A 12,944-nucleotide genomic window follows, 5' to 3' on the forward strand; every position below is an offset into this window, starting at 1 on the left:
CAAGTCCATCCTCCCGGCCTAGGTTGAGGTCAACAACCACGAGATCGACTGGCTCACGTGAAAGAACATAGTCAAACTGCTTGCTATCGTGGACTGCGGTTACTTTCAGGGCATGCATCGTGAGATACTCGGCGATGAGGCGCCGCATTGCGGCATCATCGTCAATGACAAGAACATGTTTCAACGGCACACCTCGTTTTGGGGGTTGCGCCCCGATCAGGGTTGCATTACCTGAGTCTGCAAGCAAAAGGCATGTATTAGGGATGACATTACTTGAAATTGAACAACTGGTTCTCAAAACCCTCAACGCTCTAGTTGCCGAAAAAGTAGAGGTGTCGATGACAACCAGAATGCGGGATCTCGGCCTCGACAGCCTCGACTATAACGAGCTTGCTACGGCGATCGAGAGCCGACTTGGCTGGTTTGTCGACGATTACAAGCTCTGGCAATACGAGTCCGTAAGGCATGTCGCCGACGCCGTCGCCAGTCAGGAGTTGCGCACCGCGGAACCACCAGCAGTGCGACAAGTGCTGGAGTAGTGCTGTAGGCACAGGTTACGGTGAGGGCAGCTTGGGCGGCGGTAGCTATTGCCATTGCTCCGCTGTGGTTTCTATTCGTGACTGGTGTGTTTGAGAACTGTTGGGTCAGCCCGGTCCATGTCGCAGTGCCGATGCCCCCTTGGTGGCGTTGCCCGCAATTGCGATCGCTGCGCCCAGGGCACCAATGCTGACGGTCGTTGTCAGGCCACCCGTTGAATTGTTGTCAGAGGCAACAGTGCCCACCACACCATCCCAATTGGTGGTCGTATAGACCGACATGTAGTCACGGAACACGCTCTCACTATACGTGGTCACGATCGTTGCCGTCGTACCGGTTGGCACGAGGGCCGACCACACTGACAGATAGACCACACCAGAATTGAAGATGCTTTCCACCTGAGCGAGAAGGGTGGCAGCCACACCCCCAATCGTCATACTGTTGACGGTCACTGCACTTTCGGTGTCAGTGGTCTCAGTTGTCACGATGACACGACGATTAGCGTGTGGCGCGACAAGAAGCGGAATGCTGGTGTGGGTGTAAACGGTCGTGGCAGTCGAGTCTTCGTGAGTGCCATTGAAGACCAGATCTATCGGGAACATTTTCTCCCAGACGCCCGAGCTGCGCACATAGACCTGTCGAGCCTTGGTCCAGAGGCTTGAGATTTTCACCCATACGGCGCTAGCCGCCCCCCAGACCCCGGAGGCTTTGACGTAAAGGGCCATTACGGCTGCACCCAGAAATCACCGTCCACGCCGCGAGAAGGGGCAGCGGCCGAGATCGTGACGCTGCGATTTGCCATCGTGCCGACGCCGAGAAGCGCCTTGGTCTGGGCAATGGACTGCGGTCGACGATAATTGTCCCCGGTGCCGTCACTCGACACGCGACCGACGAAGCTCGTCACAGCGTCGGCACCTGTGGCGTAGGTCGAGCGGTACAAACGCGTCGTGATATCACCAGCGCCATCGCGCTGAGGCGATGAACATGTATGGCGAGAGCAGAACGTTTGGGGCGGGACGAAGAGGTTGCGGAGGGCTGACAAGGTCGAGACGAAGCGTTGCAGGCCTCCCGGCGATCGGACCTCTGCATCATCCGCTCCCGTTTTCGCGGCGGCACATGGGAATTCTCCGCTCCGTTGTTCAACCCCTTGTGCGACCGGTGCTTGACGTCCGGCATCACCTGTCGCTTTGCCGCTCCATACGAGCGCAGCTAGTCGGTGATCATGCGCTTCGGCGCGAGCCCCTGCTTCTTCAACGGCCGCGTCAGCAAGCGCTTGGCGGCCTTGGTGTTGCGGCGGTTTTGCACGATTTCGTCCAGCACATATCCATCCTGGTCGACGGCGCGCCACAACCAAAGCTTTTTGCCGGGCGATGGTGACGCCACTTCGTTCAGGTACCAGACATCATTCCGGCACGGCGGCTTGCGGCGCAAGCAGCGAGCGCAGTCCAGCCCGAACTTAGATGCCCCACCGGCGACTTGTCTCATACGAAACCACGATGCCGCGTTCCAGCAGCATTTCCTCAACCAGGCGCAGGCTCAGCGGAAACCGGAAATAAAGCCAGAGCGCGTGGGCGATAATAGGGCGGCGGAAATCGGGGGGCGTGTAGCTGACGGCGGGCGTATTCATGCCCCCCGGCGTCCATGTCGCAAATCTTGACGATTGCTTTGTGTGTCAAGCCCGCCGCAGGTCTCAACGCGTTCATATGCAGACATTGTGAAAATCGCCCTATTCCGCCTTTTTTTACCGCCCCTTAAGTCCCCCGCTCGCATGCTTGTCGATGCATTGAACTCATAGCCATCGGCCAAGGATTTTGGAAAATATGTTTCCGCTCGCAGCAGAAAACGTGAGAGTCGCTGTAGGCCTAACGTCAAGGGGAGAGAGCGGTTTGATTGGACGAAATGGGTACCGGAGTACCGAGTCATGAAGCCACGAGGTAATCTGGTCCGACTGAAGCAATTTCAGGTGAATGAGAAGCGACGACAGTTGCACCAGCTAGACATCATGATTGCCGATTTCGAACGCATGGCGCGAGAACTGGAGTTCCAGATAAACGCCGAGGAAACGAAGGGCGGCATCTCCGATGTCAATCATTTCGCTTATCCGACGTTCGCCAAGGCCGCTCGCCTACGTCGTGACAACGTCAAGAATTCGCAATCGGACCTTCTGCGGCAGAGAACCGCAGCCGAGCCATGCCTCGCCGAGGCTGAAGCAGAGCTCTCCAAGGCGCAATTGCTAGAATCGCGCAGCGGCAGAGGCCACGACCTCGAACCCGGCAACCGAAGCGCCATGATCGGCTGAGCCGGACGGCTTCAGCGCGCCTCAATTCGCGACACCGACTGGCCGTTGGCACGCGAGAGGCGTGCGGGCACTGTAAAGATATCAGCGTCTTGATGCAGCGATAGCTGGTCGGGACGGCTGTCATGCTGCGGCGACATACGCGATTTTGTCCAGATTTGCATAGCGGCGTTACGCAGGTATGGGGAAAGTGGAATTGGTTGGCAATCGGATCATCGGTGGAGACGAACCGCTGCCGGCGGACCGGCGCCTGGCGGCAACGCCTGGCGCTTTCGGCGGCGGCGGCAACGGCAAAGCAGGCTGGCCGCGTCGAGGATGAAGCGGCCCCTGCGTGATGCCGTTCTGCTCACGGCCGGGAGACGGGGTCGGCCCCGCCGGCCGGATGCTGCTCGCTTGGCGCGGCACCGTAAAGTCAACCGACAGCTTATGAAGATGTGCTTACATTGGGCCATGTCAGAAGTTGCTCGTGGACCGCTCTATGGTCGCCACCGCTTTCCCCCGAGATCATTGCGCACGCGGTATGGCTCTACTTTCGCTTTCCGCTCAGCCTGCGCATGGTTGAGGACATGCTGGCGGCCCGCGGCATCATCGTCACGCATCAGACCGTTCGAAGCTGCGCGGAGAAATTCGGACGGCATTTCGCCCAGGAGATCAATATCAGCCGGCTGCCTGGGCGACAAATGGCATCTCGACGAATGTGTCGTGGCTATCAGTGGCAAGAAGCAGTGGCTCTGGCGTGCCGTCGATCAGGACGGCTTCGTCCTCGAAGTGCTGGTACAAAGCCGCCGAAATGCCAAGGCGGCAAAGCGTCTGATGCGCAAGTTGCTGAAAGCTCAAGGGCGGACACCACGGATCATGATCACCGACAAGCTCCGATGCTATGATGCCGCCATGCGCGACCTCATGCCCGGCGTCGAACACCGGTCGCACACAGGCCTGAATAATCGAGCGGAAAATTCGCACCAGCCGACCCGACGACGCGAAAGGATCATGAAACGCTTCAAGTCGGCACGCCAGCTTCAGCGGTTCGTTTCCATCCATGATCCGATTGCCGACCTGCTCACTTTCCCTGCAATGCGCTGTCATCGGCTCAACATCGAGACCTGCGTAACGCCCCCATGCAAATCTGAACAAAATCGCGTGTGTCGCCACAGCGTGACAGCCGTCCCGGCCAGCTATCGCTGCATCAAGCCGCTGAAACTTACAGTGCCGGGCGCGCTGCTACCTGAATTTCCTTAACGCTCATTCAATGTGACAGCACCGATTCTTCTCAACCGCGGCATGCCCTAAATCGTCACTTGCGTTCCGATCTCGACGACGCGTCCGGTCGGGATCTGGAAATATTCGGTCGCATCGGCGGCCGTGCGTGCCAGGCCGATGAACAGCTTGTCCTGCCACACCGGCATGCCCGAATTGGGCGAGGCTTTGAGCGAGCGCCGCGACAGGAAGAACGACGTCGTCATGATGTCGAACTTCCAGCCCTGCTTGCGGCAGATCGCCAACGCGCGCGGAATGTTGGGCTGCTCCATATAGCCGAAGGTCAGCGTCACCCGCATGAACAACTCGTTGACTGTCTCCATCTTGACCCGCTCGCTGTCGGGCACCAGCGGCTGCGGTGCGGTGACCACCGACAGAATGACGTTCTGCTCGTGCAGCACCTTGTAGTGCTTCAGGCTGTGCATCAGCGCTGTCGGCGCGCTTTGCGGATCGCTGGTCAGGAACACGGCGGTGCCGGACACCAGCTGCGGCTTCTTCTTCAACAGATTGCCGGCGAGGAAATCGAGCGGGATTTCGTTGCGCCGGGTCTTGTCGAACAGATAGCGGCTGCCGCGCACCCAGGTCCACATCGCCAGAACGATGGTGAAGGCCACCGCAAGCGACGCCCAGCCGCCCTCGAACACCTTGACGATGTTGGAGGCAAAGAAGCCGATGTCGATGAACGCGAACACCGCCGTCATCGCCACCGCCACCCACAGGCGCCATTTCCAAATGCGCGTCATGACGACGAACAGCAGCACCGTCGTCACCAGCATGTTGCCGGTCACCGAGATGCCATAGGCGGAGGCGAGCTTGCTCGATTCGCCGAAACCGACGACCAGCAACATCACCGCCAGCGCCAGCAAAACATTGACGCGCGGCATGTAGATCTGGCCCGACTGCCGTTCCGACGTGTGCAGGATTTCGAGGCGCGGCAGCATATTGAGCTGCACCGCCTGCCTGGTCAGCGAGAAGGCGCCCGATATGACCGCCTGGCTGGCGATGACCGTCGCCGCGGTTGCCAATACCACCATCGGGATCAGCGTCCAGCCTTCGTTCATCTCGAAGAATGGATGGCCGACGACGCCGTTCTTGGCCAGCACGAAGGCGCCTTGCCCGGCATAATTGAGCAGCAGGCAGGGAAACACGATGGCCAGCCAGGCGAGCACGATGGGCTTGCGGCCGAAATGGCCGAGATCGGCATAGAGTGCTTCGGCGCCGGTGACGGCGAGGAAGATGGCGCCGATGGTGACGAAGGCGACATCGGGCGAATTGATCAGGAAGGCGACGATGTAGTGCGGGCTCACCGCCCACAGGATTTCTGGATCGGCGATGATGTGGTTGAGACCGGAAAGGCCAATTGCCAGGAACCATACGGCGGTCACCGGGCCGAATACCAATCCCACCCCGCCGGTGCCAAAGCGCTGCACCGCGAACACCATGGCCAGGATGACCAGTGTCAGCGGCACCACATAGGGCTGGAAGGTCGGCGTGACGACGTTCATACCCTCGACCGCCGACAGCACCGAAATCGCGGGCGTGATGACCGCGTCGCCGAAAAACAGCGAGGCGCCGACGATGCCGATGCCCAGGATCACCGCCGACCGCTTGGGGAAACTGCCGCGCGCTAGCGCCATCAGCGACAGCACGCCGCCCTCGCCGCCGTTATCGGCGCGCAGCACGAACATGATGTACTTGATGGTGACGATGATAGTCAGCGACCAGATGATCAGCGACAGCACGCCGAGGATATCGCCGCGCTCGGCGACATTGCCGCCCGACGACGCCACCAGCGCCTCACGGAACGCGTAGATCGGGCTGGTGCCAATATCGCCATAGACAACGCCGAGCGCGCCTAGCATCAGCACCTTGGTGCTGTGCTGTTCGATTTCGGGATGGCTCGATTGTTCGACGGGTTCTGCCTCGCTACCAGCATTGGTAAGGGCCATGGACGACACTCCGATAAGGGGCGGCCCTCTACCTTTGCTGCACTGCAATATCAAGTGCCGCGACGTAATGGCTCCGGATGCGGACCGCATTTGTTGCCGCACCGGCGGATTGTCTCATACGAAACCACGATCCCGCTCCCGGGCCATTTCCTCGACGAGACACAGGCTCAAGGGGACCTGAAGGAGGGCCAGACCGGATGGGCGATGATCTGCGGCAGGAAACGATGGCGCTGCTTGTAGCTGACGGCATATCTTTCTCCTTTGTGTGTCTGCCAGACGAGCGGGCGGGCACGGAAGTGGTCGCGCTCTACTGCCAGACATACTCGTCCAACCTGATGAAAACCTGACTTGTACACCCAGCCCAAACAGGTGCGAGGGGTCGGTTATTACCAAAGGCTCTGAGGGCCTGATTCTCTAAGGTTTCCGCCCAGATTGATCCGTGCCCCTTGTTGTGTTCCGCCCCGGGTTGATCGGAGGCTCCAACTCCTGAGAAGGTGGAACCATGACAAGCAAGGCGACCAACAAGTTCTCTCCCGAGGTCCGGACCCCCCGCGGTGCGGCTGGTTCTGGATCACGAACGCGAGCATACGTCGCGCTGGGCGGCGGTTTCATCGATCGCCGCCAAGATCGGCTGCAAGAAAGCCGAGCGTGACGGCGGCGTGCGCGCCGGAGTTCCCACGGATGCTGCGACGAAACTGAAGGCTCTGGAACGCGAGAGCCGCGAGCTTCGCAGGCCAACGAGAGCAAGGCTTCCGCGTATTTTGCCCAGGCGAAGCTCGACCGCCGGTTCAGGCCACGATCGCGTTCATCGACGATCACCGCAAGGCGCATGGGGTTGAGCCGATCTGCAAGGTGCTGCCGATCGCCCCGTCGACCTACCACGACCATGTCGCCAAGCGCGTCGACCCCTGCCGGCTGTCGGCTCGGGCAAGATGGGATACAGCCTCGAAGCATGAGGTCCGACGGTTTGAGGCGAACTTCCGCGTCTACGGCGTTCGCAAGGTCTGACGGCGGTTGCGTCGCGAGGGCTTCGACGTCGCCCGCTGCACGGTTGCCCGCTTGATGAAGGCCATGAGCCTCGAAGGCATCGTCCGCCGATCCGCACTACGGTGAGCGACAAGGCCGCACCTTGCCCTCTCGACCACGTCAACCACCAGTTCCACTGCTCCGCGCCGAACATGCTGCGGGTCTCCGACTTCACCTGCGTCGCGACCTGGACGGGCTTCGTCTATGTCGCCTTTGTCATCGACACCTATGCCCGTCGGATCGTCGGCTGGCGGGTGAGCCGGACGGCGCATGCAGCCTTCGTTCTCGATGCCCTGGAACAGGCTCTCGATGATCGGCGGCCCGTGCGGGGAGGCGGGCTCATCCATCACAGCGATAGAGGCAGCCAAGGCGGATTCAACCGGATCGTCGCAACACCGGCATCATACTGTCCCCCAAGGAGTTGGTCGAGGAGTTCGGCAGGTGTTTTCCAGCCGAGCGTTTTGCGCGGTCTTGTGTTGATAGCATGGGCGACTGCGTCCAGTTCCCGGGCTGTGTGCCGACTGAGATCCGTGCCCTTTGGAAAGTACTGTCTCAGCAAGCCGTTGGTGTTTTCGTTGGAGTCTCGCTGCCACGGGCTTGGGGATCGCAGAAGAAAATCTCGAGCCCGGTGTCGATGCGCAGGTCGGCTGCTGCGCCATTTCCGCTCCATGGGCCCAAGTCAGCGACTGACGCAGTTGCTCGGGAAGTTTGCCCATGGATCGGGCTATGGCTCTGCGGACTGCTTCAACGCCGTGGCCGGCAAGTGGTGGACCGTTCTTGATGCGCAGGCTCTGCTGATAGCCATTGCATGCGCGGCAGGTGAAGCACGCATTGTGAAGCGTGAACTTCGTTCCACGAGCGTACCGATCGCCTAGCTTCCGAGGCCAAGGATGAGGTCGCCTTCCCAATGTCCGGGGACAGCCCGATCGGCAATTTCGGCCGGACGGTCGCTTATTATAAGGGCGTCTCCAATGAAGGACTTGTTGCGAACTCGGGCCCGTTCGCGCGGTACGCGCGTTCGGGCGGTACGCGCAACGCTCGGCCTGAACGCAGACATGCGGTCAGTCCTCGGCGCAATGCTCCGCGTCCTTGAATGTACAAGGACTGATAGATCGTCTCGTGGCTGATCCGCATGGTTTGATCCTCTGGGTAATCGATCTGAAGCCGATTTAGCGATCTGCTCGGGGCTCCAGGTTGCCGACCACCTCCGGCTCTGTCGTTTTTTCCACACCCACCTTGGGGCCCTCGAATGAGGCGCCATTGGGGTTGGTGACTTTGCCGGCCAAGCGCTCCTCAACATTCACGCAGAGCCGGATTGACCGCCAGCTTGCCAGGAGGCCGGCGGGACTCACGATCCGCGTGCCATTGGGCGGCACTGGCCGGTAATCCAGATTGCCGCTACGCGTCGCGGCATTGCGCCTGACCTCCCGCGAGATTGTGCTCGGCGGCCGACCTAGCTTACGAGCAATGGCCCGGATGCCGATCCCATTGGCAAGCTCAAGCGCAATATCCTCGCGCTCCCGAAAGAAAGATATCGCCCCGAAGGCGGCTTCGCCCACGGCGCCAAATGCGTTGGCGGCATCCCTCCTGTACTCCGAAACCAGCGCGGACCAAGAGGCGTTGATGTACCGGCATCCAGTGCGGCCTCCTCGCTCGAATGTCCCAAGGCAATAGCTTGCCAGAACCGGAAGCGATTCTCACGCTGCCAGGCAGGCGGACGCCCGGGCGAATCCAGCTTCTTTCGAGTGCACCGATCTAAGCGCGTTGGTGAACCGTCATTGCAACCTCCAATCCCTTGGTGTTGCGACGACCGGTTGAATCCGCCCAACACGTCAGCATTCAATACACCGAGCGCTTGGCGGAGGCCGGCGTCGAACCCGCAGTGGGCAGTGTCGGCGACTCTTTCGATAATGCTCTCGCCGAAACGATCAACGGTCTTTACAAGGCCGAGGTGATCCATCGACGCGGACCCTGGCGCTCATTCGAGGCCGTCGAGTTCGCCACGCTCGAATGGGTCGACTGCTTCAACAATCGCCGGCTGCTGGAGCCCATCGGCAACATCCCGCCGGCCGAAGCCGAGGAACGCTACTACGCCATGTTGGATGAACCAGCCATAGCCGCGTAACTCAAACGAAACGGCCTCCGATCAACCCGGGGCAGTTCACATCGCATTTGATGCCAGCTTCATCGTATTTTCTTCGGCTTGGACGGGCACTTGGCAGACCCACAGAGCTGGGAACCCTTTGCCATACTACAACTGTAACATCATATCGGTTTAGCAGGTCAAGCTTCGGTGGTAACCTCATTGGGTAGAATAACTACTTTGGAGGCGAGCAATGGATCGCGATAACAAACGGGCACGCGCAGCTGCAAGATCATCTCAAGGCGTGGGGAGCAGTAGCCTCCGTGACGTTCCAGAGGGGCCATTGAGCGATGTTGCAGAACGGCTGGTAACCGCTAACCCGCGCGATACAGCGCGAAATCTTGGGGGCTTCAAAGGCCTCGGGACGCACGAGCGAACAGCCGTTCGGGGCACTCAACCCGGGCCAGAAACTGACCTCGCGAGATTTGAAAGGCGGACCAATCGGCTTGGACGATCAGCCATCAATCTGGCCGCGACATTAACAGCCGAATTGGGGTACAGCACGGATGACATAGCATTGCAGAAAGTCGGAGCGGCCAGTAATCTAGGCAATTACCTAACGCCAGGGCTGCAAGATGCTATTGTTAATCGCATTGGCAACATGGATCCGCCGTCGCAAGCTCTCGGAACTTATTACGTTGCGCCACACTTCAGTAAGTTTACTGAGGAAAACAAATCTCGCATTCTTGATCAGGCCATTGGATTGGCTTCTTCTGATCCGGATGGCAATGTCAGAAACATGGCATCCAATGCTATTCTCAACATGTATCACCAGTTCGACGCAAATCAACAGGCCCAAGCTCACTCAGTTTTTCCCGGCATGCAAGACATCTTGCCGCACATGCCGCCGCCGCAGCATGCAGCAGAGGAACGGAGTGCGAATCTGGACGGCCACATAGCAGGTATTGAGGCTGCAGTCCGTGATACAGTAGGCCCGCAAACCTCCTATGAACAGCTGCAGCGGGGTGCTCAAGTCGGGCGGTCCATAAGCCAAGCCTACAATCACGCCCGAGAGGACCTAATGGAGGCCACCAGAAGCAGAGATCGCTCCGGCCGTTGATGTCTCGGCCATGGTACAGTGACGCTTTCTCTCCCGAATTCCGTCTACGGCCTTGCCGTTTCCAATTCGCTGGCCGTTGACGTACCTGCTTAGTGTAACTTTCAAAAACCACGTCTGCCGGGTGATGCGCTGCAAGCATCGCACCACCCACTGCGGCATCGATCTGTCGAGCGGCGACATCGCGCGACGCCGGTTCGGTCTCTGAAGCACGCGCAGCATTAGCTACGGCTAATCCGGCAATGGAACAATGCTTTCAACAAAAACGACGCCCCCCAACATAGCCATTAGCATCGCGTGCTCACTCGCCGTGGGCTTCTGTGCGGCAAGTCTTTACGCAACCTTCCGCCACGGCGGCAGCGGCGAGGCTCTGATGGCGTTTGATGTCCGTGCCTTTTGGTTTGAAACGCCCTTCTATTTGGGTTTCGCAACCCCCGTTTTCTATCGGGGCGCGGCTATCGTGCTCTCGACGTCCGCGGTCGTCTTGCTGATTCAGCAGATCGTATTGCGCCGCAAGCTCGAACACCACGGGACGGCTCGTTGGGCTCGAGTGGATGAAATGCGACGCACGGGATATCTGCGACGATACCGTGGCGTGACAGGGCCGGTGTTTGGGAAGACAAGTGGCCCTTTCTGGCCTGGCTACTACCTGACCAATGGCGAGCAGCCTCACAGCCTCATCGTTGCACCGACCCGCGCTGGCAAGGGCGTCGGCATAGTCATTCCAACGCTACTTACATTCAAAGGCTCGGTGATAGCTCTGGACGTCAAGGGGGAGCTCTTTGAGCTCACCTCGAGGGCGCGCAAAGCCGCAGGTGACGACGTGTTTAAATTCGCGCCGCTGGATTCGGAGCGGCGCACAAACTGCTACAATCCGCTGTTGGATCTTATAGCGCTGCCTCCACAGCAGCAATTCACCGAGGCCCGCCGCTTGGCCGCAAACCTGATTACGGCCAAGGGGGAGGGCGCGGAAGGTTTCGTCAGCGGCGCGCGAGATATCTTTGTCGCGGGAATCCTTGCCTGCATCGAGCGGGGCACGCCAACAATCGGCGCCGTCTACGACCTCTTCGCCCAGCCGGGGGAGAAGTTTAAGCTCTTCGCGCGACTCGCTATGGAGACTCAGAACAAAGAGGCACAACGCATCTTCGACGACATGGCGGGGAACGATACGAAAATCCTAACCTCCTACACTTCCGTGCTCGGCGATGGCGGGCTCAACCTGTGGGCGGATCCCGCTGTAAAGGCGGCCACAAGTCGCTCGGACTTTTCGGTCTATGATCTTCGCCGTCGCAGAACGTGCATCTATCTTTGCGTTGGTCCGAACGACCTTGAGGTGATCGCGCCTTTGATACGCTTGTTTTTTCAGCAAATCGTTTCAATTCTGCAGCGGTCGCTGGCCCGCCGGGATGAAAAGCACGAGGTTCTCTTCCTGCTCGACGAGTTCAAGCACTTGGGTAAGCTGGAGGCGATCGAGACCGCAATCACGACTATCGCGGGCTACAAGGGGCGTTTCATGCTCATCATCCAAAGCCTTTCGGCACTGACGGGGGCTTATGGAGAGGCTGGCAAGCAGAATTTTCTCAGCAATACCGGACTGCAAGTGTTCATGGCCACGGCTGATGACGAAACTCCGAACTACATTTCCAAGGCCATCGGTGAATACACGTTTGAAGCCAAATCGATTTCCCACAGCCAGGCGCGAACGTTCGACTGGACCATTCAGAATTCACATCAAGGTGCACCGCTATTGCGTCCCGAACAGGTTCGGCTGCTCGATGACGACTACGAGATTGTTCTCATCAAAGGTCTGCCACCATTAAAATTGAGGAAGGTGCGTTATTTCTCGGATCGCATTCTGAAACGCATCTTTGAACGCCAGACAGGCGCCCTCCCGGAGCCGGCGCCCTTGACGGGAGCAGAGGAGGCGCTCCCCGCCGAATCTCAACTCGATGACCCGCTGTGTGAATTGGCGCAGGACTTTGACGATACAGTTTGATGTGAGGCTGGTGTGGACCCCGCGAAAAAATCCATCCCGTGTAACAGCTTTGTCGCAGGTGCAGGACGCCGGCTTGGAAGTGGGGCAAGCGGGCCAAGCCCGGCAAGTGGGCTTTGAGCAGCACGTGTCCGAGGCGCTCCGGCCGCTGTTCGATGGTCGAGCTGACGAGCCGCCAACCAATCCAGAGGAGCTTCTGCGACTGGAACAGGGGGTTTCGCGAGGTGCTTCAGCGAGGGCAGGATCATCAAGCCGCTTCGTCTTTTTTCAGCAACCCAGGGATGCCCGCTGGACGGGATGACCTCAACAGAAGCGTGTCGGAGGCTTTCGCAAGCTCTGGGACGCCGGAGTTCGGGCCGCCGCCCCCAGTCTTGGCTGCCAGCCAACAGCAGATCCGCCCTTCGCCGGATGAGCTTGACCAGGGCAACCACCTACCACCCGAGTGAGTCGTCCCAACAATGAACATTCACCAGCGCTGTTGTGGCCAGCGCAGACGCAGAGGGCCCTGAATACGCCGCAAGCCGTCGCCATTCAGCAGCAGCTGAGCGAAATCGGCAATTCAGGCGGCCGCGTGCATATGCAGAGAGGGGCTGATGCGATCTCCGGACCGGTAGCTCTCGCCGTAATTGATCAGGCTGGTACTGTTGGAAGGCTTGATCAGCCTCGTCACCCCAATCTCCAGCATA

The 12,944-nt window shown here is 59.5% G+C and carries 9 protein-coding genes, 7 pseudogenes and 1 other annotated feature; of the genes and pseudogenes, 9 read left to right on the forward strand and 7 right to left on the reverse strand.

What is annotated here, in order from left to right:
• Positions 1-184: response regulator (locus tag NKK50_RS31040; protein WP_352544297.1), on the reverse strand; the 184-nt coding region annotated here is incomplete at its 3' end.
• 79 nt (positions 185-263) lie between these two features.
• Between NKK50_RS31040 and NKK50_RS31045 the strand changes: the two genes are divergently transcribed.
• Positions 264-539 (forward strand): acyl carrier protein, encoded by a 276-nt coding sequence (locus tag NKK50_RS31045; RefSeq protein ID WP_023679571.1) that lies wholly within the window; start codon positions 264-266, stop codon positions 537-539.
• Between the two features lie 105 nt (positions 540-644).
• On the opposite strand, the gene NKK50_RS31050 is transcribed toward NKK50_RS31045, so the two are convergent.
• From NKK50_RS31050 to NKK50_RS31060, 3 genes and pseudogenes are all read right to left on the reverse strand, one after another.
• Positions 645-1,262, reverse strand: a complete 618-nt coding sequence (locus tag NKK50_RS31050) for a hypothetical protein (protein ID WP_023679572.1) — start codon at positions 1,260-1,262, stop codon at positions 645-647.
• Entirely contained in the window at positions 1,262-1,441 is a 180-nt protein-coding gene (locus NKK50_RS31055) for a hypothetical protein (RefSeq protein WP_352544360.1), read from the reverse strand. Before NKK50_RS31055 ends, NKK50_RS31050 begins: the two co-directional genes overlap by 1 nt.
• A pseudogene (locus tag NKK50_RS31060) lies at positions 1,438-2,164 on the reverse strand (IS6 family transposase). Before NKK50_RS31060 ends, NKK50_RS31055 begins: the two are co-directional and overlap by 4 nt.
• Positions 2,165-2,458: 294 nt before the next feature.
• Between NKK50_RS31060 and NKK50_RS31065 the strand changes: the two are divergent.
• The 3 genes and pseudogenes from NKK50_RS31065 (at position 2,459) to NKK50_RS31075 (ending at position 3,963) form a co-directional block, all read left to right on the forward strand.
• Positions 2,459-2,836 carry a hypothetical protein gene (locus tag NKK50_RS31065; protein ID WP_023690673.1) on the forward strand — a complete coding sequence of 126 codons (378 nt, stop codon included), beginning with the start codon at positions 2,459-2,461 and terminating at the stop codon, positions 2,834-2,836.
• 233 nt (positions 2,837-3,069) lie between these two features.
• Positions 3,070-3,233 (forward strand): annotated as a pseudogene (locus tag NKK50_RS31070) (DUF1403 family protein); the annotation flags it as partial.
• 50 nt (positions 3,234-3,283) lie between these two features.
• Positions 3,284-3,963: pseudogene (locus tag NKK50_RS31075) on the forward strand (IS6 family transposase).
• A 156-nt stretch (positions 3,964-4,119) separates the two neighbouring features.
• On the opposite strand, the gene NKK50_RS31080 reads toward NKK50_RS31075, so the two are convergent.
• Both NKK50_RS31080 and NKK50_RS31445 read right to left on the reverse strand, forming a co-directional pair.
• Positions 4,120-6,039, reverse strand: coding sequence for a potassium transporter Kup (locus tag NKK50_RS31080; protein WP_352463800.1), 1,920 nt, complete (start codon positions 6,037-6,039; stop codon positions 4,120-4,122).
• Between the two features lie 59 nt (positions 6,040-6,098).
• Positions 6,099-6,257 (reverse strand): annotated as a pseudogene (locus NKK50_RS31445) (IS6 family transposase); the annotation flags it as partial.
• On the opposite strand from NKK50_RS31445, the gene NKK50_RS31085 reads away from it, so the two are divergent.
• Both NKK50_RS31085 and NKK50_RS31090 read left to right on the forward strand, forming a co-directional pair.
• A complete protein-coding gene (locus tag NKK50_RS31085; protein WP_023703136.1) occupies positions 6,237-6,386 on the forward strand; it encodes a hypothetical protein in 150 nt (49 codons plus the stop codon). The pseudogene NKK50_RS31445 and the gene NKK50_RS31085 sit on opposite strands and share 21 nt — an antisense overlap.
• Positions 6,387-6,541: 155 nt before the next feature.
• Positions 6,542-7,433, forward strand: a pseudogene (locus NKK50_RS31090) (IS3 family transposase); the annotation flags it as partial.
• Positions 6,793-6,909 (forward strand) — a sequence feature (AL1L pseudoknot). (Overlaps the previous pseudogene by 117 nt.)
• Here the strand turns inward: NKK50_RS31090 and NKK50_RS31095 are convergent.
• Positions 7,412-8,857, reverse strand: a pseudogene (locus NKK50_RS31095) (IS30 family transposase). The pseudogenes NKK50_RS31090 and NKK50_RS31095 overlap by 22 nt on opposite strands.
• Before the next feature lie 30 nt (positions 8,858-8,887).
• On the opposite strand from NKK50_RS31095, the pseudogene NKK50_RS31100 reads away from it, so the two are divergent.
• From NKK50_RS31100 to virD4, 3 genes and pseudogenes are all read left to right on the forward strand, one after another.
• Positions 8,888-9,190 (forward strand): annotated as a pseudogene (locus tag NKK50_RS31100) (integrase core domain-containing protein); the annotation flags it as partial.
• Between the two features lie 535 nt (positions 9,191-9,725).
• Positions 9,726-10,268, forward strand: a complete 543-nt coding sequence (locus NKK50_RS31105; RefSeq protein WP_245261469.1) for a hypothetical protein — start codon at positions 9,726-9,728, stop codon at positions 10,266-10,268.
• 247 nt (positions 10,269-10,515) lie between these two features.
• Positions 10,516-12,261, forward strand: a complete 1,746-nt coding sequence (virD4, locus tag NKK50_RS31110) for a type IV secretion system ATPase VirD4 (RefSeq protein WP_286488985.1) — start codon at positions 10,516-10,518, stop codon at positions 12,259-12,261.
• Positions 12,262-12,944 lie beyond the last annotated feature (683 nt).

Origin of the sequence: Mesorhizobium sp. M0001, assembly GCF_040324255.1 — a bacterium.
Lineage (GTDB): Bacteria > Pseudomonadota > Alphaproteobacteria > Rhizobiales > Rhizobiaceae > Mesorhizobium.